This is a genomic window from Kordia periserrulae (genome assembly GCF_003054265.1).
In the GTDB taxonomy this organism is placed as follows: domain Bacteria; phylum Bacteroidota; class Bacteroidia; order Flavobacteriales; family Flavobacteriaceae; genus Kordia; species Kordia periserrulae.
Genome location: NZ_QBKT01000005.1, coordinates 217,651 through 240,646, shown reverse-complemented (window position 1 = coordinate 240,646; position 22,996 = coordinate 217,651). Strand labels below are relative to the sequence as shown.

At 35.5% G+C, this 22,996-nt stretch carries 20 protein-coding genes; 8 read left to right on the top strand and 12 right to left on the bottom strand.

Features of this window, described 5'->3' with window-relative positions; translation table 11 throughout:
- The first annotated feature begins 170 nt into the window (after positions 1–170).
- Positions 171–437 (top strand): hypothetical protein, encoded by a 267-nt coding sequence (locus C8N46_RS12160; protein WP_108115172.1) that lies wholly within the window; start codon positions 171–173, stop codon positions 435–437.
- A 91-nt stretch (positions 438–528) separates the two neighbouring features.
- Here C8N46_RS12160 and C8N46_RS12155 read toward each other — a convergent pair whose 3' ends face one another.
- From C8N46_RS12155 to C8N46_RS12145, 3 genes are all read right to left on the bottom strand, one after another.
- A complete protein-coding gene (locus tag C8N46_RS12155; RefSeq protein ID WP_108115171.1) occupies positions 529–3,300 on the bottom strand; it encodes a TrlF family AAA-like ATPase in 2,772 nt (923 codons plus the stop codon).
- 81 nt (positions 3,301–3,381) lie between these two features.
- Positions 3,382–4,302 carry a phospholipase D family protein gene (locus tag C8N46_RS12150; protein WP_108115170.1) on the bottom strand — a complete coding sequence of 307 codons (921 nt, stop codon included), beginning with the start codon at positions 4,300–4,302 and terminating at the stop codon, positions 3,382–3,384.
- Positions 4,303–4,453: 151 nt separating this feature from the next.
- Positions 4,454–5,230 (bottom strand): DUF6261 family protein, encoded by a 777-nt coding sequence (locus C8N46_RS12145; RefSeq protein WP_108115169.1) that lies wholly within the window; start codon positions 5,228–5,230, stop codon positions 4,454–4,456.
- A 552-nt stretch (positions 5,231–5,782) separates the two neighbouring features.
- Here C8N46_RS12145 and C8N46_RS20480 point away from each other — a divergent pair.
- Positions 5,783–5,944 (top strand): hypothetical protein, encoded by a 162-nt coding sequence (locus C8N46_RS20480; protein WP_158269138.1) that lies wholly within the window; start codon positions 5,783–5,785, stop codon positions 5,942–5,944.
- A 223-nt stretch (positions 5,945–6,167) separates the two neighbouring features.
- Positions 6,168–6,416 carry a hypothetical protein gene (locus tag C8N46_RS12135; RefSeq protein WP_108115168.1) on the top strand — a complete coding sequence of 83 codons (249 nt, stop codon included), beginning with the start codon at positions 6,168–6,170 and terminating at the stop codon, positions 6,414–6,416.
- A gap of 97 nt (positions 6,417–6,513) precedes the next feature.
- Here the strand turns inward: C8N46_RS12135 and C8N46_RS12130 are convergent, their stop codons facing one another.
- Positions 6,514–7,647 carry a M57 family metalloprotease gene (locus C8N46_RS12130; RefSeq protein ID WP_146169809.1) on the bottom strand — a complete coding sequence of 378 codons (1,134 nt, stop codon included), beginning with the start codon at positions 7,645–7,647 and terminating at the stop codon, positions 6,514–6,516.
- Between the two features lie 187 nt (positions 7,648–7,834).
- A complete protein-coding gene (locus C8N46_RS12125; RefSeq protein ID WP_108115166.1) occupies positions 7,835–8,155 on the bottom strand; it encodes an aminoacyl-tRNA hydrolase in 321 nt (106 codons plus the stop codon).
- Positions 8,156–8,740: 585 nt separating this feature from the next.
- Between C8N46_RS12125 and C8N46_RS20150 the strand changes: the two genes are divergently transcribed.
- Positions 8,741–9,037, top strand: coding sequence for a hypothetical protein (locus tag C8N46_RS20150; protein WP_146169808.1), 297 nt, complete (start codon positions 8,741–8,743; stop codon positions 9,035–9,037).
- 64 nt (positions 9,038–9,101) lie between these two features.
- Here the strand turns inward: C8N46_RS20150 and C8N46_RS12115 are convergent, their stop codons facing one another.
- Together C8N46_RS12115 and C8N46_RS12110 are read right to left on the bottom strand one after the other, a co-directional pair.
- Positions 9,102–10,463 (bottom strand): pyridoxal-phosphate dependent enzyme, encoded by a 1,362-nt coding sequence (locus tag C8N46_RS12115; protein WP_108115164.1) that lies wholly within the window; start codon positions 10,461–10,463, stop codon positions 9,102–9,104.
- A gap of 92 nt (positions 10,464–10,555) precedes the next feature.
- Positions 10,556–11,797: an ABC transporter permease gene (locus tag C8N46_RS12110; protein WP_108115163.1), complete on the bottom strand. Its 1,242-nt coding sequence runs from the start codon at positions 11,795–11,797 to the stop codon at positions 10,556–10,558.
- Positions 11,798–11,804: 7 nt separating this feature from the next.
- On the opposite strand from C8N46_RS12110, the gene C8N46_RS12105 reads away from it, so the two are divergent.
- A complete protein-coding gene (locus tag C8N46_RS12105; RefSeq protein ID WP_108115162.1) occupies positions 11,805–13,085 on the top strand; it encodes an exo-beta-N-acetylmuramidase NamZ family protein in 1,281 nt (426 codons plus the stop codon).
- Positions 13,086–13,412: 327 nt separating this feature from the next.
- Here the strand turns inward: C8N46_RS12105 and C8N46_RS12100 are convergent, their stop codons facing one another.
- The 4 genes from C8N46_RS12100 to C8N46_RS12085 are packed head-to-tail and all read right to left on the bottom strand — an operon-like array spanning position 13,413 to position 16,974.
- Positions 13,413–14,651: a glycosyltransferase family 4 protein gene (locus C8N46_RS12100; protein WP_108115161.1), complete on the bottom strand. Its 1,239-nt coding sequence runs from the start codon at positions 14,649–14,651 to the stop codon at positions 13,413–13,415.
- Between the two features lie 7 nt (positions 14,652–14,658).
- A complete protein-coding gene (locus C8N46_RS12095; protein WP_245896833.1) occupies positions 14,659–15,549 on the bottom strand; it encodes a glycerophosphodiester phosphodiesterase family protein in 891 nt (296 codons plus the stop codon).
- 11 nt (positions 15,550–15,560) lie between these two features.
- Entirely contained in the window at positions 15,561–16,412 is an 852-nt protein-coding gene (locus tag C8N46_RS12090) for a sterol desaturase family protein (RefSeq protein WP_108115159.1), read from the bottom strand.
- A 55-nt stretch (positions 16,413–16,467) separates the two neighbouring features.
- A complete protein-coding gene (locus C8N46_RS12085; protein ID WP_108115300.1) occupies positions 16,468–16,974 on the bottom strand; it encodes a YkgJ family cysteine cluster protein in 507 nt (168 codons plus the stop codon).
- 328 nt (positions 16,975–17,302) lie between these two features.
- Here C8N46_RS12085 and C8N46_RS12080 point away from each other — a divergent pair, with 328 nt between their 5' ends.
- Positions 17,303–18,007: a class I SAM-dependent methyltransferase gene (locus C8N46_RS12080; RefSeq protein ID WP_108115158.1), complete on the top strand. Its 705-nt coding sequence runs from the start codon at positions 17,303–17,305 to the stop codon at positions 18,005–18,007.
- A gap of 218 nt (positions 18,008–18,225) precedes the next feature.
- Here C8N46_RS12080 and C8N46_RS12075 read toward each other — a convergent pair whose 3' ends face one another.
- Positions 18,226–18,759 (bottom strand): DUF2059 domain-containing protein, encoded by a 534-nt coding sequence (locus tag C8N46_RS12075; protein ID WP_108115157.1) that lies wholly within the window; start codon positions 18,757–18,759, stop codon positions 18,226–18,228.
- Between the two features lie 218 nt (positions 18,760–18,977).
- Here C8N46_RS12075 and C8N46_RS12070 point away from each other — a divergent pair, with 218 nt between their 5' ends.
- The gene (locus tag C8N46_RS12070; protein WP_108115156.1) at positions 18,978–21,314 is read left to right on the top strand and encodes a T9SS type A sorting domain-containing protein; all 2,337 of its coding nucleotides are present in this window, start codon (positions 18,978–18,980) and stop codon (positions 21,312–21,314) included.
- Between the two features lie 157 nt (positions 21,315–21,471).
- Positions 21,472–22,980 (top strand): helicase HerA-like domain-containing protein, encoded by a 1,509-nt coding sequence (locus C8N46_RS12065; protein ID WP_108115155.1) that lies wholly within the window; start codon positions 21,472–21,474, stop codon positions 22,978–22,980.
- Positions 22,981–22,996 lie beyond the last annotated feature (16 nt).

The following is a 22,996-nucleotide window of genomic DNA, read 5'->3' as shown; positions in this document are numbered from 1 at the left end:
AAACCCAAACCCAAACCCAACACCCAACACCCAACACCTAACACCTAACACCTAACACCTAACACCTAACAAATCAAACATTTACGGGAAAACCGTAGCTTTAAACTAAGTTTTCTTTTTATCTTTTTAATCCTAAAAACTAGTCAACTAACATTTTAAACTTCACGATTATGAAAAAAAAGAACTTGAAAAGCTTACAGCTTCAAAAATCCACTGTTTCTAGTCTGCATAGTTATACGATTTCGGGTGGTACGGATTCTATTGTAGATATTGGAACCGTGATTATTATTCGTACGACCGATTATGCTACGAAAACTGGATGCTCGCAGTTAGCTGCATGTGATTCTATTAGCATCTGCCCAGAAGGTGTTGCGCATACGAAATTTGTAGACACGGACACCCAACCCGCTACAAGCTGTGCACGAGGAGATTATTAAAAATATTTTTATGAAAGAGAGCAAGCCTTGAGAGTTTTTTGATAGGCTTGCTTTTTTTTGTTTTATCTCAGAAAATTTTATAAAATATATTTTACATAAAGCCATATTTCTCTTCTCGTTTTTTAAACGCTTCTTTACCTCCTTCTACTACTTCAGCGATGTGTTCTCTTATACCCATTGACTTTAGCAAATCAGAACTACCATTGTAAGGAAAAGAATTTTCTAAAGCTCCATTAATATAATCAAACGTGTAAGAACTTGTACTTTCAACATCATTTTGTCCTTTTTGGTTAGCTACGATTATATTTTCTGCATCTGCATTAACAACAATATTTGGGTTGTGAGTAACTAATATGATTTGCCGTTCTTTCTTTTTGTCTTTTAAGAAGTTTACCAAAGCTTTTGAAATAGAGCGATTATCTAAATTATCTTCTGGTTGATCTATCAGAATAGGTCCATTATCCTTACTTAATTTTATTATTAATTTCAGCAATACAAAGCTGGCTTTGCCCGTAGACATCTTATGTATATCATCCCCTTGAGATTTTACATCCCAATGGTCAAAGAAGAAATCAGTAAATACCTTTTTGATTGCATCTTTCTTATTATTTCCCCCTTTTGGAGAAAGATCTCCGTTGTTTATTTTTTCAAAAAGTATTCTTAATGACTTTTCAATTTCAATATAATCAATGTCAACTAATGCAGATTTAGGATTTTTATCCACATACTGATATAATTCTTCAAAACCCTGATTATTAAATCTTCTACCATCAAAAAGACTATCTATTAATTTTCTAAATTTTGGAAAATTATACTTTATACTTGGTAAAATCTCAACTTTATCAGCTTCACTATTTATATCTGTTATTCGAGGTTGTAAGTCCTTAATAATTTCATCGTAAAGCTCAAAATTGGTTTTGAAATCTTTGAAGATTTTTTCCTTCTGTTCTTCAACAGCCTTTTTATTTTTTTCAACTTCTTTTAAAAATTGCTCAATTTCAGTAATTTTTTCTTCACTCTCTCTAATACTTTTTTGTAAAGCGGCGACTTGTTTTTGGTTATCAAACTTCGCATTTAAAGGTTCAAGGTCTTTTTCTGCTTGCTTAATTTCAGTTGATATATCATTTATCAAATCAGCAAAAACTGAACCTTGAATATACTTTTCATCTTCACCTTTACTTAGTTCTTTGGCTAATTCACTTGTAGAAGATAATGCTTCATCAATAAAAGCTAATTTACTTTGATATTCATCCTTAATTTTATCATTTTGAAGAGTGTCAATGGTTATTCGCTTTTTATTAGAGTATTCTTCTAGAAATCTTTTTAGCTCAATTTGAAAATTACGAAGTTTCTCAAAATCTGAATTTATTTGGTTTTCTTTTATTTTTAGTAAACTTAATTTCTCTGTAAGTTCAGTGTATTTAGCCTGTTCTTCAGCAGTAAAGTCCTTATTTAATTCTTCTATTTTTTTCTTATTATGAAATATCCCCTCTTTTAATGCTTTAGTATCTCCTTTTCCTAGTAATTCTTTTTCTTTAGAATCAAGGTTATCTTTTAAAGTAAAATAGTAATCTATATCTTGATTCCTAATTCTATCATTTGCTTTAGCCTTCTCAACAAAATCATCATACTTTTCCTTAAACCTAGGCTCTTCTAATATTAGGTTACGAATTATCTTTTTTAAAGTGGCTCCATTTTTTCTACTCTTATCTACAAGATTTGATAAGTGGTTTTGAGGAATATATTTGATACTAGACAAAATACTTGAATTTTCTTCTCTATCATCCTTTTTTTGGGAACTACCCGAGTATAAATGAACACAAAAACTATAATCATTATCTTTCTGCCCTTCTTTTAAATACTCCAATTCGTATAAATCTTTTTCAGTATTACTTTCTATATCCCTGTATTTTAAAACTTTATCTTCTGTATTTGCATAAAGTGTTTTCGCTATTTCATACAATAATATTGATTTTCCCGAAGATTTACCTCCAATAATTACATTAAGGTTTTTATTAAAATATATAGGATCAGGTGTAAATCTATCATTTGAAGAAGTAAAAGTTACTTTCTCTATCATTAATTGATCTAACTTTTCAGACTCGGGCATTTCAGTTTGAATCTTTACTCTTTCTTCTGGTTCGTAAGTTATTTGCTTTAAGCCTTCGAAAGATTTATGAGCTTTAATCCAAGTAAACTTATTACCTATAGTTTCTAAGGAATGTGCATCACTATTTTGTAGAACCGGTTTCTTATACTCAAGCCAAAACTCTCTATCTTCATAAACATTTTTAGGATTATTTGTTGAATGAATTAATAAATCTATGTTTCTCGTAATTTTTTCATAGTTTGTGCTACTTCTTGCATTTCCCTTACCTCTTGACAAAAAACCGATTAAGAACTCCCCGTTTAATCCAATTGATTCAGTTTTCAAACATTCTAATAACGAATCAAAGTTAATTACCGCTTTTTTAAAATCATTTAACGAATTTAAATCAGCAAGTTTTTTATCAACTCCTTGAACATTTACAGTCATGTTATTTAAAAATCTATCTATTTTTTCATTACAGACTTTATTTGAAAAAATTATATGTAAATCAAGACATTCATCGTCTTTATTTTGATAGTCTAATCTTAGTTCTAAATTCAAGAACGTGATTATATCTTCATCTTCAAGTTTTTTCTTTAGTTCATACTCACGAGTATCAAACTTAAAATAATTTGTTAAACCAAGACATGAAATATTCTTAGCTTTGACTTTGCTAATAAATTCCTCGTCAGTACTTGAATATTTATTTAAAAAAGTATACGGTGAATGTACGTGTAAATCCCACTTTCTCCACTCCGAACCTCTATTTACCATTTCTAAACTATTTTTATTTATACAAAAACAAAGAAACAACTTTACAACTATCTTATAGTGTGGAAAACCGTAATACAAAAATTACTTCCCCGCTAACTCCCGATACTTATTAATAATACACTGAATCCCTTGTTGAAGCTTCTTAAAAAAGATAGCTTCATCCGCTATATTTTCCCAATCAAAATTAAAGTCTCGATATAGTAAAATATCTGATTTGTGATAGTTCCAATAGTATTTAAATCCTTTGAATTCATATTCTTCATAGGTTTTCATCCACTTATCATATAGTTTCTCTCGTTCATTTTCAGAAATCTTAATATCTATTGCTATACGATACCCATCGTTTATAACATCAATTTTATCAAAGTAATTTTTACAAATAGCCTTAAATTTATTTGGAGCATATTCATAAGGTTCAAACTTTTTATTTAAAAAGTATTGATTAATTCTATCACAATGGTCTTGTTCTAGCTCTTTATAGGTTTTAATAATATCAATTGTAAAAGCTGTTTCCTTTGCTTTCTTACTCACTTTTTCTAAACTAGCTCCATTAATTATTTCTCGGATTTCATCAACAGCATCAATAAATAATTCTCTTTTGTCTGCATTTCCAAATCCAAATCGACTTCCAGCTTCTTTGATACTTTCCCTGTGCAACAACATTCCCATTTCACGATTGTTTTTTTCTGAATATTCGTATAAATTCATAGAACCCAGTATTAACAAGTCGCCATTATAATAGCATTTACAATGAATGTTAGGATGATGTAATAAGTTAATGTTGTTTAGATTCTTCAGTTTTTCTTTTTCTGTTGAAGAAAGTTTATTTTCTCTATACACCAATGTTATTTCAACATTTCTATCATCTGCTCTTTTCAGAGTTTCATATATGTTTTCAGAAGTTTGAATGTAGGGTACTATCAGTACTAATTCTTTTTTACTTTCGTCTATAAGTCTGGGTATCCAATGATTATATTTGGTAGTGTTTAAAAAGATTGCCATTTATAGCAAGGTGTTTTAAAGTTGTTTATATTCTACCGTTTAAAAGTAAGAAAAACTTTCCTTTAGTCACTGTAATCCATAGACAAAAAAGCACCCTCCAAAATAAATTCAAAGGGTGTTTGTTTTAAAAACTTCAACTAATACATCAATCCTACACTTGCTCAGAGATAATTTCATCATTAAAAGAAACATCCTCTCCCGTTTCTGGCGGATTTACAGCATTATCGCCTAAACTCAATCGCTGCCCTACAGTTTGATTATACTGCTTTGCCAATACACCAAATTCATTGACTAATTCTTGGTGTACCACATTGCTTCCTAAGGTAGCGTGTGCTTCTACATGCGCCGTTAACTGGCGATAGGCATCTGTTGCAACTTCGCGTACCGAAGTAAAACTTGTAGCGGGATTGGCAGCCGATTCGGAAACACGCGCCAAATACCGATTGTTAAAAGCTGCGTTTGCCGTTTTTAGTTCTGCGATCCAATTGGCAAGTCCAACGGTAGTGATGGCGTTTATCAAATCGGTTTCGGTTTCCCAATCGGACAACATACTGTCTATGATTGCGGTTTCGGCTTGATAGTTCATCCGCGGAATGTTGGTACCGTAGTTATTCAAATTAAATAATAAACTGCGTGCTGCCATTTGCATACGCTCATCATAATGATAGCCGTAAGCTTCCAACGAGGCTTTGATGCCCATAAAGGCTTTGTCACGTCTGTTATCTAAATCAATCAACTCTTGCGTAATGCCACTACTTTGCTCCTGCTGAAACAAATTGTCTATCTGATTGGTAAGTGTCGCAAGGGCATCACGTTGCGTGGTTAGTTGTAATACCTCAACATCTTGTGCGTTGACTAATTCTAATACATCTTTCATGTATTGCAAAAATTCGCTGTTTCGAAAGCGATCTAATGTTGGTTTTTCCATAATAATCGGATTTTAAAATATTCGTAAAAAATTTGTTGTTTTTGGAGGTTTTATTGCATTATTCGCAAAAAAAACCATCCCGAAACGTTCTCGCAGCAATGCAACAAGCTTTCGGGACATCCCGAAACGTTCTCGCAGACCTGCAACAGGCTTTCGGGAAGTCCCGAAACGTCCCTGCAGACGTGCAGCAAGCTTTCGGGAGCAACCGAAACGTCCCTGCAAAAGTGCAACAGGCTTTCGGGAGCAACCGAAACGTTCTCGCAGACATGCAATACGCTTTTGTTTTACTCAAAAAGCTAGTAGTGTTTCTGTTTCACCCCATGAATCTCATAAAAAAATCAATTACTACACATATATTAATTTATAAGCGTTACCAGTTTTTTATAAGCGTATCTCTTTTTCTATAAAAGTTAGATAATTGTAAGCGTTGATGGTTTTATTTTAGAAGTGAAGCCTTAAAACACATTTACAACAAATAAATTTTCTACGGGAATGCCCTACTACTTTTTCTAATACATACTGTATTTTTAAAGAAATCAAAATATATATACCATGAAAAAAAGAAATGTACACACATTGTTATTAAACAAAAAACAAGTTTCTAATTTAAACACGCAAAGTGTAAAAGGTGGAACAAGTCAACCACAAGCTACGGTTTACACTTGTAATTCAGTTCCTGTTGCTGAAGGTGGACTAGGTTGTCATATAAAATAGGTTAGTAAAAATATCACTAATTATGAGAGCGGACTTCGGTTCGCTTTTTTTGTGTGCATCAATTTTAAAAATACGCTGCAACAACACATTCTACCAAACTCACAAACAGCACAATAACCTATAGAAGTACTAGTTCAGATTTATGAATTACGAGGTGTTTTTCTTTAGTTTTTGACGCACTTCTAATACTTTAGACCGTAGTTATTAACTAAAAAAACTTAGTATGTTAAAAGACATTTTAAAATTAGACGGAGTAAAAGAATTAAACAAAAAAGAACAACATACCGTTGCTGGTGGACGATTGGCTTCAGACTGTCGCTTAACGGGAAGTCTTACGTATGAAGGTTCGTACGGAACATATACCACAGCTTCATACCGATGTGGTGGTGATGCTTTTGGTGATGGATATACCGTGAACGTATTTTATGTAAATGGTGTATATGAAAGCCATACTACTTTATACGAAGCATAATATAAACTTCAGCTTATAACAATTAGAAAGCCCAACGGAGATTCGTTGGGCTTTGTTGCATTGAAAAAAACGGATGTTTTTTATAGAGAAGAGAATATTATAAAATGCTAAACGCATAAGTAATGTCTACATCTTCATACGTACAGGTTTCTCCTTGGTATGGTGAACATTGCTCTTCTTCTTCGTCTAAATAGTAACGACTGCTTCCAGCAGATAGCAAACGGTTTCTGTAGTATGTATATGTACCAGAAGTGTGATTGTATTCTTGTACACGCTTTTTATAGTTGACTTGTACGTTTCTGTTGAGCGTTGCCGATGTTGTGTAACTTCCATCCGTAAATACGTCTACAAATACTTCGTCTACTACGTAAATTTCACCGCTGTAATCGTATTCATCAATGACATTTACCACATCTCTGCGTAAGGCTCTTGGAAATAAGGCTCTGAATGCTGTTAAGTCGCCGTTCGTAAATGGCGTTCCTCCATTGGCTGTACTCCACATAATGGAACCTGAATCAAAAGCAGAAGTTCCTGGAATGTTCACGGCTCCACTTTCGCCATTGGCTTGCCAATTGGTGTGACGTAAGCCTACACAGTGTCCTAATTCGTGAATAATCACATTTCTTCGGATGTCTGCTCCAAAATCATCAATGCGGTCTACGTTTAAGGTAACCAAATTGAAAGGACGTCCGTTGGATGGAAACCCTGCACGTCCAAGAACATTTGTGCCTTCTACGCCAAAATCGCTTCGAATAGTGATTTGTGCCTGATTAGCATTGAAAACACGCACAAAGAACAGCGCGCAGTTGTTAATACCATTCAGTTCGTTCATTGCGTTGACCGATTGTGTTTGTAAGTCGGTTCCAATAGAAGCATCTAAGAATACGTTGATGCGCATTCTGTCTAAAGATACCAATGCACCTGTATTATACGCTTGTTTTGGGTCTGCTCCTGTATCGGTAAGGTCATAATCTTTGATGTCTTTGCTGTAAAACAAATCTGGCGGCGCTAGGAAATACTCTTCTGTTTCGTAAATAGTTCCTTTTTTATAACCTCTGCTGTACAGTAATTGTACTACAGGATGATCGTCTGGCGCAAGCCATTTAACATCAACGCGCTCAATGTTGGTAGCAGCGTCTTCTAATGCTTCTTCGGTTTCGTGTTGACAGCTTACAAAAAATGTAAGTCCTATCAATACAAGCATAAGTTTGTAATTGAGAAGTTTTTTCATGGTCGTTGTAATTTTATTTTTGAATTTATATTGTTCTTCAAAATTACAAGACACTAGTATAGTATGAGTACGGAAACACCATAGATAAGGTACGAAAAAGCATGTATTTTAGTACGTATAAATTATGTATGAATGCCTGTCATTGTTAACGATAAGATAATTTTAAGGTAATATAACAAAAGTTCACTTATGTTTGATTCATTGTAGGCTTCCACATTGGAAAAAACTGAAATTGCTTGGAATATACTTCGCGGGGACAAAAAGCAATACACACTTCCTGATGGTCAAGAGCAGCTTCCGTAAGTATGATGTGTTTGGTTTCTGCTTTGGCATTTTCAAATTCTTTATCATTTACACGACAGACTACTTTTTTAAAGATACCTTGTATCCATTGTTGCATATCGGCATCGTCTTCGTACTTTTTGTAGCAAGCCAACGAAGCATGTGCTGCAATAACAGGCGCAAAGGTGTCAGGCACAGAAGCTTTGAGTAGAATGTACATTTTCATCTGCTATATTTTACCGCAAGATAAGATTTCTTTCATTTTAAAAATTGTTAGTAAACTAACATTCGTTAGCAAATCTGTGATTCTTACAAAGAATTCTTTCAAAAATGCACTTCATCTTCCCTTCTTTGCAGTTAATCCGACATTTTTATGCGATTTTCTCAAAAAAAAGTCGTTTATTTGTTTTGATTTGAAGGTAATCCGTAAAATCGTACACATACGCAACAAACACTTTCCCCTAAGCCAACACATTGTCGTATGATGTTTTTATGGAAATGTATAGTGCTTTTAGTTTTTAAAATTCACCTAAAGTGATGTAACAAACTGAAAGAACTACAGGAAGGCTAACAATACTAAATAATTGTTTTTAAAAAGAAAGCAGTCATGGCTACTATGCAAGCTTGTAAGTGCATTCTTTAAGAATAAAAATATGTGATAGCGTTTGTTTATTTTATAAAACAGCAAACCTAAATCATAGTAAAAAATTAAAAATCAAGGAATAAACTTATTTTTGTAAGATATTTTTTATACATTTAACCTGTGAAACTAAAATGCACCATAGTATTATTTTTCTTATGTTCTAGCGTCTTGCTAGCAAGTAATCTTACATATACTGATGATTTCACAAATACGACATCTACCATTATAAGAACTGAATCAAGTGGAGAAATCTCTTTTGAGTCGCCAAGAATTATGGACGATGAAAGTGGTTCTTTCGGTGCATCCTTTTCAGATACAAAAGAAGATACGCTAGATTCTGTGTTGGGATATTTTATTTTTATTTTCTTTTCAGTATTGGTAATCATCTTGATAGACAATCGGAATTTAGAAAAGCGTTATAAAAAGCTCCTCACAGAATTCAAGAGTAAAGATTCTACGATATAAAATTCAAACAAAAAAGGTCGAATATTGCTATTCGACCTTTTTTATACTTTAACTTTTCGCAGCATTATCCACATGCTTTGATAATATCATACTTGGTAACAATGTGATGTTTTCCATCTCCTAAATCGACCAACACTGCTTGATTTTCTTTATTGATAAGCTTTGCAATTGCGTCAATTGGCGTGTTGCGTTTTACAATTGGAAACGGTTTTTGCATGATGTCAGAAATATATGCATCCGCAATATCTTTCCCTTCCATATATTTTGCAAATAACGAAGTTTCATCTATTGAACCAACAAAGCCTTCCGTGTCTACCACAGGAATTTGCGATATTTTAAATGTACGCATACGCTCAATGGCGTGCGATACCAATTCGCCAGTTTTTACCGTTATTAACGGCTTGTCAGCATGTTCTTTGATTAAATCCGCCGCTGTAGAAACTTCTTCTTCTAAAAAGCCACGCTCGCGCATCCAATCGTCATTAAACATTTTTCCAACATATCTACTTCCATGATCGTGAAACAACACTACCACAACATCATCTTTGGTAAAGTGTTCTTTAAGTTGCAATACACCTTTGATGGCTGCTCCGGCAGAGTTTCCTAAAAACATTCCTTCTTCTTTTGCCAAACGCTGCGTATATACTGCGGCATCTTTATCGGTCACTTTTGTGAATCCGTCTATGATATCAAAATCGACATTTTTAGGTAAAATATCTTCTCCAATACCTTCCGTGACGTACGAATAGATTTCATTCTCATCAAAAATACCCGTTTCGTGATATTTTTTAAACACAGAACCATACGTATCTACGCCCCAAACTTTTACATTCGGATTTTGCTCTTTTAAGTATTTTCCAACTCCTGAAATGGTTCCTCCTGTTCCAACACCCACAATAAAATGTGTCACTTTTCCGTCAGTTTGCTTCCAGATTTCTGGTCCTGTACTTTCGTAATGAGCTATTGCGTTACTCGGATTATCGTATTGATTTACATACCAAGAATTTGGCGTTTCTTCCGCTAAACGTTTGGAAACTGAATAATACGAACGTGGATCGTCTGGCTCCACAGCTGTCGGACATACCACAACTTCAGCACCAACCGCACGTAAAATATCCATCTTCTCTTTCGATTGTTTGTCTGCCATGACACACACCAACTTATATCCTTTTACAATGGCTGCTAATGCTAAGCCCATTCCTGTGTTTCCAGAAGTTCCTTCAATAATAGTACCGCCAGGTTGTAAACGTCCGTCCGCTTCCGCATCTTCAATCATCTTTAAAGCCATTCTATCCTTTACAGAATTTCCAGGGTTAAAAGTTTCGTACTTTGCCAATACTAAGGCATCGACTTCTTTTACTAAAGCGTTCATTTTAACTAAAGGCGTATTTCCAATAGTTTCTAATATATTTTCTGCGTATTCCATTCTTTTATTTTGAAGGCACAAAGATACAAAGTCTCTACAGATTTTTATATTAATATTTTTACAACACCTACTAATTTAATAGACGTATAACATTACTGAAACTTTATGGCTTTTACAGGAGATATTTTGGTGATAATATACGACGGCAGCAACAACATCAATACGCATAAAACAAGCGTACCAATATTGAGCGCGATGATATGCCATACTTCTATATGAATAGGAATGATAGACGTGTGATATTGTTCAGGATTCGGAAATTTCAAAAAACCAAATGTGTGTTGTGTCCACACCAACGCAATGCCTATGATATTTCCCCACAGCAATCCAACGCCAATTAAATATGCAGCATTGTACAAAAATATTTTCCGAATGCTCCAATCGCTACTTCCAAGTGATTTTAAAACTCCAATCATAGGTGTTCTGTCTAAAATTAAAACCAATAAGGCTGTAATCATATTAATGCCACCTACAATAATGATGATGCCGATGATGAGAAAGATATTCACATCAAACAACGAAATCCACTCAAAAATAAACGGATACTTACTGATGACGCTTTGCGTATCTAAATTGGATGGAATGCTATTGTAAATTTCAATGGTTTTTTCGTTAATCTCATTAAAATCGTCAATAAAAACTTCAAAATGACCTACTTCGCCGTTTCTCCATTTGTTCATGCGTTGAATGTGCCGAATGTCAACCAGCATTACATTGGCATCAAATTTTTGAAATCCTGAATCGTAAATTCCTACGATTTCAAACGTACGTTCGTTGGGAATTTCGCTTGTATCTTCTTTTAAGAATAAGGTTTTAAATGTATCACCCAGTTTCAATTCCAACCGTCTTGCCATATATGCAGAGAGCAATACTTCTCTATTTTCACGTTTTTCAGAAACATTGGGAAAGCGTCCTTCAGTTAAAAAATCTTCAAAAGCAGTCCAATTATAATCTGCACCAACACCTTTTGCCAACACACCTTCAAAAGTTTTTTCGGTACGAATTATGCCTGCTTTAATGGCTACTGCTTGAATGTGCTGTATGCCCGAAACATCAGTAAACTCTGGGTAAAACTCTTGGTTTACATCCAAAGGCATCAATGAAACTTCCGAATTATTATTGTCAAAATTCGAGATTTGAATATGCCCATTAAACGTCGAAACTTTTTTTTGGATTGTTTTTTGCAGTCCCATTCCCGTAGCAATCGCAACCATCATCATAATAATGCCAATTGCAATAGCAGCAATGGCGATTTTTATTATCGTTGCAGATACACTACTTTTATATTGTTTTGCCTTAATAATACGTTTGGCAATAAAAAACTCGTAATTCAAACTAAGAATGGTTTATAGATTTTTCAAAAATACATTTTTCTTGTTGTTATTGATTGGATTTTTCACAAGATGTGACGCCAACAAACAACAAAATCCGCAAAAGCTTACGAATACTGGTATAGCTTCTAATACTGAAACTGATAACGCTTCCGCAGAATTGACACAGCAAGGTCCAATTGTAGGCGCTCAAAAAATAGACGAATGGTTGCCCAAGCTTCAAAATAAACGCGTGGGCATTGTTGCCAATCAAACGAGTGTGGTTTTTAAACCCGATTCAACTTATACACATTTGGTAGATTCGTTAGTCGCCTTGAATGTTGATGTAAAAACCGTTTTTTCACCCGAACATGGTTTTCGCGGACAAGCAGATGCTGGCGAAATTGTAAAAGACGGAAAGGATATAAAAACAGGCTTGCCCATTATTTCGCTCTACGGAAAAAACAAAAAACCATTTCCCAATCAGCTTGAAAATGTAGACATTGTCATTTTTGACGTGCAAGATGTTGGTGTGCGTTTTTACACCTATATTTCTACCTTACATTATGTGATGGAAGCCTGCGCAGAAGCCAATATTCCTGTGATCGTACTCGACAGACCAAATCCGAACGGACATTATATTGACGGACCTATTTTAGAGAAAGAATTTAAAAGTTTTATCGGCATGCATCCAATTCCGATTGTACACGGCATGACGATTGGTGAATACGCTCAAATGATTAACGGCGAACAATGGTTAGCAAACAAAGCACAATGCGATTTGACTGTAATTTCTGTGGATAACTATACACATCAAACGGAATATAGTTTGCCAATAAAACCATCGCCAAATTTACCAAATGACAAAGCTATTAACTTATATCCGAGTTTGTGTCTGTTTGAAGGAACTCCCATCAGCGTTGGGCGCGGAACCAACAGACAATTTCAAGTTATTGGCACACCTGAATATTTCTTGAAGCGTCATTTATATAGTTTTACACCAAAACCAAATCTTGGCGCCAAAAATCCGAAGCATAATGGCAAAGAATGCAACGGTTACAATTTAACAAAAGAGCCACGCTTGTCAGAATTGAAATTAAAATGGTTGTTAGAGTTTTACAAAACGCACCAACAATACGCGCCAAAAACACCATTTTTCAACAAAAATAAGTTCTTCTCTAAACTTGCAGGAACCGACAAATTACAACAACAAATTGAGTCAGGAATGTCCGAAGCCGACATCAAAGCGACTTGGAAAGCTGGCTTGGAAGATTTTAAGAAAACTCGTAAAAAGTATTTAATTTACAAATAAGTAGAACCTAAAACGTCCCTTCGAGTGGTTTTCGAAATGAAATGAAGAAAAATTATATCGAGAAGTCCTTGATAACTCTTAACATCAAAGTACATCTCGATACAAATTTCTTGGCAGAAATTCACTCGATGTGACGGTTTTTTCAATGTATCATGGTTTTTATTTAGAATTGAAAATATATTTCGTCAAGCTGAACTCGATTCAGCTTCCCATAAAGCAACAAAAACCACTTGCTTTTGTCATAGAAATCAATTTGACGATTAAATGTTTGTGGAGATTACTTTTAATCAAGTACAAACATTACTACAGTAATACATTGATAAATTGTTAGATTGACTGATTCTTAGCTTCAATCCAAAGTGACATGTATTTGGTACTTTTTGTATTGTGCAATTGCAACATGCTTCCAAAGAAGTTTTGTGTGCGATGCGCTTGAAGATTTTTTTGTGTTGTGCTAATTTTATTTAGTAATTGTTGCTGAAAGAACTGTTTTTGATACCGCTGTTGTATGATTTCAAAACCGTTTTCCTGCGCTTGCAACCAACGATTTTTGTCCGTATACAGTTTGACGGTTTCTTCAATTAAAGTTTCTAAATTGTCAGAAACAATTCCGTTCCAAGGCAACTCGCCATGCATGCCTTCTGCGCCGATAGATGTTGTAACACAAGGTGTTCCGTTTTGCATTGAATCAATAAATTTCCCTTTCAAACCTGCGCCAAAACGTAACGGCGCTAATACAATTCGTGCATTTTTGACAACCTCAGCCGCACTTTCTGCTCTGCCTTTTACAAAAAAGCGTTCTTTCGGTTGATTGAGTTGTAAATTGTGTTCTTTAGCATACGAACCGTAGACATGCATTTCGGCTTTGGGTAGTTTTTTTCGCAAGATTGGCCAAATTTCCTTTTTCAAATACAAAACCACATCACGATTGGGCGCGTGTAAAAAGTTTCCAATCGTAACAAAATGTTGTCGCGCTTCAAAAGTGGGTAGCTTTTCTTTTGCTTCTGGACGAATTTCATCCAACATAAACGGAATGTATAATAATAAGGCTTCGTCAATCTGAAAGTCATTGATGAGTAGATTGCGTTCTACTTCCGAAATCATAAGTGAAATATCACAGCGTAAAATACTGGCGATTTCGCGCTGTGCCAATTGGTAATTTTTTAATTGGTCTATATGAAATTCTTTTCCATCTTTTAAAGTTTGATGTCGTGCTTTTCGCAGACTGTGTAAGTCTTCCGTATCCAAAATTCGCAGTGCATCAGGACAATGTTCCGCCACACGCCAACCGAATTGTTCTTCCATCATAAAACGATCAAACAGTACAATGGTTGGCTGTAATTTTTTGATGAATTCGTCAAAGCTATTGTCATTAATTTGAATGGTTTTGGTAGCAATATCCATCTGACGTAAGTCTACACAAAACACACTTTTCGCTGCGGGACACGCAAAGGTTACGTGCCAATTTTCTGCTCGAAAGAGTTGTAATAATTGCAACATACGCGTTCCTGCGGCTGATGAATTCGGTTCTGGCCACACATAGCCAATGACTAACACGTGTTGCATGAAGTTTTTAGGGTTTTGTTAGTAAATTTGGATAATCTGTGATAATTCCGTCCACATTCCAATCAATCAATCGGAGCATGTCACTTTTTTTATTCACCGTCCACGGAATGACTAAAAACTGCTTCTTTTTATAGTTTGCGATATTTTTTTGTGTTAATAATTCATAGTACGGACTGATGATTTCTGGCGTGAAACTAAGTTGTTGCAATTTGTCATCGATGGATTCGCCGTCATCTACTAACAACGCAATTTTCATCGAAGGCGCTTGTTTTTTGATTTCTTCTAAGGTTTCCAAGTCAAATGCTTGCAAATTGACACGATTGCCCAAATCATATTTTTGAATGACTTCCAATACCAAACGCACAAACTCTGCTACTTTTGCTGCAAATACTTCATCATACGAAGGTTGGCGCTTGATTTCGATATTGTATCGTATAGTTTTTTCCGTTTTTGCTTCCGCCATTTCGATAACCTCAGAAAGCAACGGTTTTGAGACTTTTACTTTTTCTTGATTTGGAAATCGTGGATGATGTTTGCTACCGCAATCGTATTGATGAATGCTGTCGTAACTCATTTGATAAAGATTATAATTCAGTTCATCACTTTCCGAAATCGGATTTCCTTGTACATCGAGCGCAATTTCATGATTCATGAATGGTTCATGCGAAACCACAACTTTTTTATCTTTTGAAATCACGACGTCCAATTCTAACGTATGCACGCCCAATTCAATGGCTTTTTCAAATCCTATCATAGAATTTTCTGGCAACAATCCTCTACAACCGCGATGTCCTTGAATGTCAATCATTTTTGAGAATTGTTTTTGGGAAGTATTTTCTTTGCAATGTACTAGTAACAACAACAATAACGCAAAAGAACTCCGTAGCAGTGATTTCATAAAGTATATAATTATTCATCCGCATGAAGCGTCGTTGGCGGACGGTATTTGTTGAATGGAATTTTTAAAAGACTTTTTAAATTGGCATTTTCAGACGCATCTGGATAGGTATCAACGCCATACACTAACGTTTTTGGATCTTTCACCGCAAAGGTTCTAAAGAGATGATCCCAAATAGAGAAAATATTTCCATAATTGGTATCTGTATATGGCAACACATGATGATGATGGACTTTGTGCATGTTGGGTGAAACAATTACATAACTAATCCATCTGTCAATTTTTGTTGGAATGTTGATATTCGCATGATTGAACTGCGACAACACTACCGACATTGATTGATACAACATGATAATCGCAACCGGCGCACCCACAATAAAAACCCCTAAAAGTGTAAAGGCAAAACGAATCACACTTTCGCCTGGATGATGTCGGTTCGCCGTTGTCGTGTCTACATGTGTATCAGTATGATGTACCAAATGGAAACGCCAGAAAAACGGTACTCTGTGTTCTACATAATGTGCGAGCCAAGCACCAATAAAATCTAGCAACGCGACTCCGATTAACACATACCACCAAGCGGATAATTCTGGAAATTGCAAGTCAATCCATTGTAAAATTCCGAAATTATTGGCTACGGTCCATTCGGAAACTTTGAATAGTAGAAACGCCAATACAAAGTTTACCACAATCGTTGTCAGCGTAAAAAAGATATTAATACCTGCGTGATTTACTTTTTTATAGTTGAATCGAAATAGCGGAATTAGGTATTCTATCAACCAAAAAAACGCAATTCCGCCCACTAAAATTAGGCTTCGATGCGACGATGGAATGCCATCAAAATATGCTAAAATAGTATCCAATTCTCTAGGTTTTTATGTGTTTTTAAAGATACGACTTTCTAAAAATTAGTCCAAACTACTGTTTTCCTTTACCTTCAATCACCAATTTGAGTTTTTCTACAATATTGTAGGTTGCAGGGCAAATCGCAATATTATTCATGGTAATGTCTGAAATTTTATGAAACTTTTTGCGGTCGGTATGCGGATATTCACGACAGGCTTTAGGTCGCACATCGTAAATCATACATTCGTTATCAGCTCCCAAAAAATGACACGGTGCACTTTTCAACACGTAATGATTGTCTTCATCAAAGTATAAAAACTGACTGATAAATTGGTGTTCTTTCATGCGAAAATGCTTGGAAATACCCGCAATATCAGCATTTGTAAATATTGGACTCGTCGTTTTGCAGCAATTGGCACAAGCTAGACAATCCGTTTTTGAAAACTCTTCCTCGTGCAATTCTTGCATGATGTAATCTAAATTTTTAGGCGTTTTCTTTCGTAGTTTATGGAAGAATTTCTGGTTCTCTTTTTCAACTTCTTTTGCCTTATTTGGCAAATCATCAATAATATCTTGCATGTGCATTTTTCTTAAAAAACAAAAATACACACATTTTTTTAGATGTATTGGGTAACAAAATAAATAACACGACACTTCAGAGTACTAAACCATAACTATAGTATCATTTTTCATGAAAAGAATGAAAGCCTAGCCTTGCAAATTGGGGAATTTTTAGGGACTAGTGTAATTCTGTTAATTATTTAGGTTATAGTTAACAACCGCAACGACGAATCCATTTGTGAGGAGTCGTTGCTTTTTTTATGTCTTTCTGTTGCCCTATTTTAAATCTCAATTATCGAGTAAAAGTTCAATTTCTTGCTGTACTTTTGCTACAAGCATACTATTCATGAAAGATTTATTCGGAAAAGCGATTTTAGATTACCAACAGGGAAACTACACAGAAGATATTACGACAGCGACTTCAATTTCGGAAGAAGATTCATTACCACTTCCGTATTTGTTTCGTTCGTATTCGGAAATGCCGTTGCTAGAGCAAACCGCATTACAACTCGCAAAAGGAAACGTACTTGATGTGGGTTGCGGCGCAGGAAGTCACAGTTTGTATTTGCAAAACGAACGCAAACTAGAAGTTACTGCCATTGACGTGTCGCCCGCTGCCATTGAAGCTTGCAAATTGCGAGGCGTACAACATGCTGAAGTTGCAGATGTAATGCAATTTTCAGGGAAATTTGACACGATTTTGTTGTTGATGAACGGCGCTGGCATGTGTGGAAAACTGAATCAAATTGCTGATTTTCTCAATCATTTAAAAACGCTATTGAATGATGGTGGACAAATTTTGGTAGATTCTTCCGATATCATTTACATGTTTGACGAAGATGAAGACGGTGGAAAATGGATTCCTTCCGACACGGATTATTACGGCGAATTGTTATACTACGTAAGTTACAAAGGCGAACACGAAGCGCCATTTCCTTGGTTATACATTGATTACAACACGCTACAAAATGCGGCGCACTCGTGCGGTTTGCAATGCGAACTCGTCTTAGAAGGTGAACATTATGATTATTTAGCAAAGCTTTTTGTTTGATTTGATAACATACCAATTTGATGATTTGAAAATGTGCTAATTTGATAATTGATTACTAAGAAAAACTAAATTGAGCAAAGCAAGATAAATCTAGAATCTAATAGCAAAGCAGTCTAAACTCTAAAAGCAAAGCGCGTCTAAAACTCTTACATTGAGCGAAGCGAAGAAAAAAACCTTGAATTATTGAATTTTTAAATCCTTGAATTGAGCGAAGCGATTTAATCTAAACTATATCCTTTAGCCGCAAGTTTCGCAAGGACATTTTTATACAATTCACCACTCCATTGTTGCGAAATTTCGCCTTCAATTTTTGCCAAACCTTCACGACTGTCAATCATTTTCAAGCCAGTGTCTGAGTTGTAAAAATTCACGATTTGTTGTCGCTGCGTATCGGTGAGTTTCGTTTTGTCAGCCCGCATTTGTTTGACAGCTGTAGATTCATAGAAAGCGGTCATGTTTTTAATATCATTTAGCGTGAAATACGCTTTGTAAGCAGAAACCAAAATTGATTTTATATCTTCTACATGTGTTGCTTTCTCGCTTTCTAATTCTGTCCAAATTGCCTCTGAAATTCCATACGCTTTGAAACGCTTTTTCAACATCACAAACATCGCATCAATGGCATTTTCGTATTGCGTTTGCGTTCCATTAATGGTCAAATAATGCTTTACACTATCAATATACGGATCACTCTGAGCAACCGTAAAATGTATTCCCACAAAAAGAAAAACAATAGTTAAGATTTTTTTCATACATATATTGTAAAAGGTAGGCTATACAAGAATATTACTTTCTAACTGATTTTCAAAAAAGAAATGGAGAAATATGGTTTTACCGTAAATCTGTTAAACTTCTCATATTCTGATTATTTTATTCAGGATTAATTCGAGATTTATGGCTTAAAATGTTATTTTTTTGTTAATTTCCCGACAAAAAATTTTTGTAAACCAAATTAATCAACCTATTTACTATGAAAAACTTTACGCTTTTTGTGTTGCTTGCCTTTATTTTTCAGGTATCGGCACAAAATTCTCAACAACTAGAACCAGAAAGTTGGAGCATTCCTTCAATTGATAACGTAACTCCAATACAATTACCAAAACCTAATTTAGCGCCTTTAAAAGCAGAAGATGCTGTGAACGATTTGGACAAATCCAAACCATGGCGATTTGGATATGATCACTTTGTAAGCTTCGGTCTTGAAAATGCAGGGCAATGGCACGAATTACCTAATGGAGACCGTATATGGAGAATTAATATCATCTCTCCAAAAGCACTAACCATGAATGTTTTGTTTGAACGCTACAAAATTCCAATTGGCGGAAAAGTATATATTTATAATGATGATCGTTCAGAAGTATTAAATCCGTACACGCATTTACACAACAATCCTGAAGAAATATTAGGAACTTGGATGGTTGCTGGCGAAAGTCTGTGGATTGAATATTTTGAACCTGCAAAAGTGAGAGGTCAAGGAAAATTAGAAATAGGGAATGTTATTCACGGATACCGTACCCTAACTTTTGAGGATACTCCTGGAAAAGCATTAAACGATTCCGGCCCTTGTAACGTAGATGTGAATTGTGATATTTCTGCGTTTAACTCCACCGCACACGACATTAAAGAAGATTTAAAAAAATCAGTAGCTATGATTGTTGTAAGCGGAAATGGTTTTTGTACCGGAGCATTGGTAAACAATACTAATAATGATGGAACACCGTATTTCTTAACGGCAAATCACTGTTTGGGTGGCTCGGTAGCTGGATGGGCTTTCCGATTCAATTGGGCAAGTGACGAGTCGGTTGCAGACTGTGCTACAAATGCACCAAGTATCAACAATTCCTTCATCCAAACGGCTAGTGGTAGTATTTTAAGAGCTTTCAACTCCAAATCGGATATGGCTTTACTAGAAATTACAGATGCGGCTTTCTTTACAAACAACAGTGCTAACTTGGTATGGGCAGGATGGAATCGCTCAACTTCAGCAGTACCTTCATTAAACGTGGGTGTTCATCATCCTAGTGGAGACATTCAAAAAGTATGTGTAGACTTGCAAGGTGCAACCAGACAAACGACTACATTCAACGGAAATCCAGCAGCAGAAATGTGGCGTATTGCTGATTGGGATTTAGGTGTTACAGAACCAGGTTCTTCAGGTTCTCCGCTATTTGACCAAGATGGATATATCATCGGGAAACTCTCTGGAGGTACAGCAGCATGTTCAGGAACCAATGATAATGGTGGATATGACATTTATGGGCGTTTTGGTGTTTCTTGGGATTTTGGAACTACCAATGCTTCCCAATTAAAATTTTGGTTAGATCCAGCAGGAACCAATCCGATTACTTTAGGACAATTTCCTCCAGCACAAACATTTGATACGGATGCAGCTGTTTCTGTATTAAATATTCCGAATGATTTATGTGAAAATACCATCACACCAACCATCCGAATTACAAATGCTGGAAACTTACAATTGACAAGTGCAACCATTACGCATCAACTAGATACAGACACACCAGTAGTTATCAATTGGACAGGAAGTTTGGCTTTGGACGAATTTGAAGATATCGTATTAAGTCCAATCGCAGTAACTGGCGAAGGCGCACATTCATTTACAGCAACCGTTTCCAATCCTAATGGTGGTACAGACGAATCACTTACAAACGATACTAATGTAAAAAACTTCTCAATTCCACAAGGATTTGAAGTAACTACGATTCGCGTTATTATTACACCAGACCGTTACGGAGCGGAAACAACATGGACCTTAGAAGATTCTAACGGAATGATTATCGGTAGCGGTGGACCATATACTACCATAGGAACCAACACAACACAACCCGACGAAATTCAGGATGTAGCCATTACTACACTTAACGAATGCTATACATTTACCTTAAACGACTCGTATGGTGACGGAATTTGCTGTTTATACGGCGCTGGAACCTATCGTTTAGAAGATGGAAGTGGAAATATTTTAATCAATGGTAGCGGTTCATTTACATCTAGCGTTTCCAACTTATTCAAAGTTACAGAACCATTAAGTGTGGGTGAAAATGCATTAGAAAGCAACTTGCGTATTTATCCAAATCCATCTGCAGCAGATTTCACAGTGAACATTCGTAACTATGCTAATGTGACGTATGAAATTAAAAGCGTGACAGGACAACGTATCAAAGCAGGAAACTTTAATGAAGGTGACAACACACTTTCTATGAGAGGACAAGCAGCTGGTTTATACTTTATCAGAATTACCGATACTGAAAATAATATCAGCGTTACGAAAAAGATTATACGATACTAACATAAAACATAATAATACGTATGACATCCGTTTTTCTTAGGAAAAGCGGATGTTTTATTTTGGAATGAATGCTCGTGAAAGAACTTTTGCGGAAATCTAAACGCATTTTTTTTAGACTTCATCAAAATCCGTACTTTTAAGCCAAATTTTTGAACGAATGAGCAGCAAAGATCATTTTATTGAGCATATTGAAAAAGGATACACTACTAAAGGAGATTTCATCACCATGGGTGCAGCCATGTATGAAGGCGAAACAGTGACAAATTCGTATGTAAAAATTCCTTTAAAAACCTTAAACAGACACGGTTTAATTGCAGGTGCGACAGGAACTGGAAAAACCAAAACGCTTCAAGTATTGGCAGAAAACCTTTCCGAACAAGGAATTCCTGTATTATTGATGGATTTAAAAGGTGATTTGAGTGGAATTGCACAACCAAGCGCGGGACATCCAAAAATTGACGAACGTCACGCAAAAATTGGATTTCCGTTTGAAGCCAAAAGCTTTCCCGTTGAAATTTTATCACTATCTGATCAAGATGGTGTTCGCTTGCGTGCTACGGTTTCCGAATTTGGTCCTGTGTTGCTCTCTCGAATTTTAGATTTGACCGAAACGCAATCAGGTATTGTGGCAGTCGTTTTTAAATACTGTGACGACCACAAAATGCCATTGCTCGATTTAAAAGATTTTAAAAAAGTATTGCAATACGCTACCGACGAAGGAAAAGAAGAATTTCAAGAATCGTACGGACGTATTTCAACTGCTTCTACAGGTGCAATTTTGCGAAAAATTATTGAGCTAGAACAGCAAGGAGCCGATTTGTTTTTTGGGGAAACGTCTTTTGAAGTGGACGATTTAACGCGCATTGATGAAAACGGTCGCGGTTATATCAACATCATTCGATTGACAGATATTCAAGACAAACCAAAACTCTTCTCTACGTTTATGTTAAGTCTTTTGGCAGAAATTTACGAAACCTTTCCAGAGCAAGGCGACAGCGGACGACCAGAATTGGTATTATTCATTGACGAAGCGCATTTAATCTTTAAGCAAGCTTCAGCTGCGTTATTAGATCAGATTGAAAGTATTGTCAAATTGATTCGTTCTAAAGGAATTGGTTTGTATTTCGTTACACAAAATCCGACCGATATTCCTGAAGCCGTTTTGGGACAGTTAGGACTCAAAATTCAACATGCGTTGCGTGCGTTTACCGCGAAAGATAGAAAAGCCATCAAATTGACCGCTGAAAATTATCCAGATTCTGAATTTTACGATACTACCGAAGTCTTAACTTCTTTAGGAATTGGGGAAGCCTTAATTTCTGCCTTAGACGAAAAAGGACGCCCAACGCCATTAGCTGCCACCATGTTACGTGCACCAATGAGCCGTATGGATGTATTAACGCCAAAAGAATTAGCGGAAGTCATTGACAACTCAAAATTGGTAGAAAAATACAACGAGGAAATTGACAGAGAAAGTGCGTACGAAATGCTATCTGAAAAGATTGAAAAAGCAGAAGTACTTCACGAAAAAGAGAAAGAAGCAGAAAAAAAGACTTCCAGAAGTTCGTCTAGCAGAAGCACTCGACAAAATCCAATCGTAAAAGTATTGACAAGTGCTACTTTTATCAGAAGTATTTTTGGAATCCTCAAAAAAATAATTAAATAACAAATTACAAAAATTA

Bases quoted from the DNA above. Each gene is read 5' to 3' on its own strand.
- C8N46_RS12070 (WP_108115156.1), top strand. From the start codon at position 18,978: ATGAAAAACTTTACGCTTTTTGTGTTGCTTGCCTTTATTTTTCAGGTA.
- C8N46_RS12155 (WP_108115171.1), bottom strand. From the start codon at position 3,300: ATGGTAAATAGAGGTTCGGAGTGGAGAAAGTGGGATTTACACGTACAT.
- C8N46_RS12065 (WP_108115155.1), top strand. From the start codon at position 21,472: ATGAGCAGCAAAGATCATTTTATTGAGCATATTGAAAAAGGATACACT.
- C8N46_RS12135 (WP_108115168.1), top strand. From the start codon at position 6,168: ATGTTAAAAGACATTTTAAAATTAGACGGAGTAAAAGAATTAAACAAA.
- C8N46_RS20480 (WP_158269138.1), top strand. From the start codon at position 5,783: ATGAAAAAAAGAAATGTACACACATTGTTATTAAACAAAAAACAAGTT.
- C8N46_RS12105 (WP_108115162.1), top strand. From the start codon at position 11,805: ATGGTTTATAGATTTTTCAAAAATACATTTTTCTTGTTGTTATTGATT.
- C8N46_RS12100 (WP_108115161.1), bottom strand. From the start codon at position 14,651: ATGCAACACGTGTTAGTCATTGGCTATGTGTGGCCAGAACCGAATTCA.
- C8N46_RS12080 (WP_108115158.1), top strand. From the start codon at position 17,303: ATGAAAGATTTATTCGGAAAAGCGATTTTAGATTACCAACAGGGAAAC.
- C8N46_RS12115 (WP_108115164.1), bottom strand. From the start codon at position 10,463: ATGGAATACGCAGAAAATATATTAGAAACTATTGGAAATACGCCTTTA.
- C8N46_RS12130 (WP_146169809.1), bottom strand. From the start codon at position 7,647: ATGAAAAAACTTCTCAATTACAAACTTATGCTTGTATTGATAGGACTT.
- C8N46_RS12085 (WP_108115300.1), bottom strand. From the start codon at position 16,974: ATGCAAGATATTATTGATGATTTGCCAAATAAGGCAAAAGAAGTTGAA.
- C8N46_RS12125 (WP_108115166.1), bottom strand. From the start codon at position 8,155: ATGAAAATGTACATTCTACTCAAAGCTTCTGTGCCTGACACCTTTGCG.
- C8N46_RS12075 (WP_108115157.1), bottom strand. From the start codon at position 18,759: ATGAAAAAAATCTTAACTATTGTTTTTCTTTTTGTGGGAATACATTTT.
- C8N46_RS12160 (WP_108115172.1), top strand. From the start codon at position 171: ATGAAAAAAAAGAACTTGAAAAGCTTACAGCTTCAAAAATCCACTGTT.
- C8N46_RS12150 (WP_108115170.1), bottom strand. From the start codon at position 4,302: ATGGCAATCTTTTTAAACACTACCAAATATAATCATTGGATACCCAGA.
- C8N46_RS12095 (WP_245896833.1), bottom strand. From the start codon at position 15,549: ATGAAATCACTGCTACGGAGTTCTTTTGCGTTATTGTTGTTGTTACTA.
- C8N46_RS12145 (WP_108115169.1), bottom strand. From the start codon at position 5,230: ATGGAAAAACCAACATTAGATCGCTTTCGAAACAGCGAATTTTTGCAA.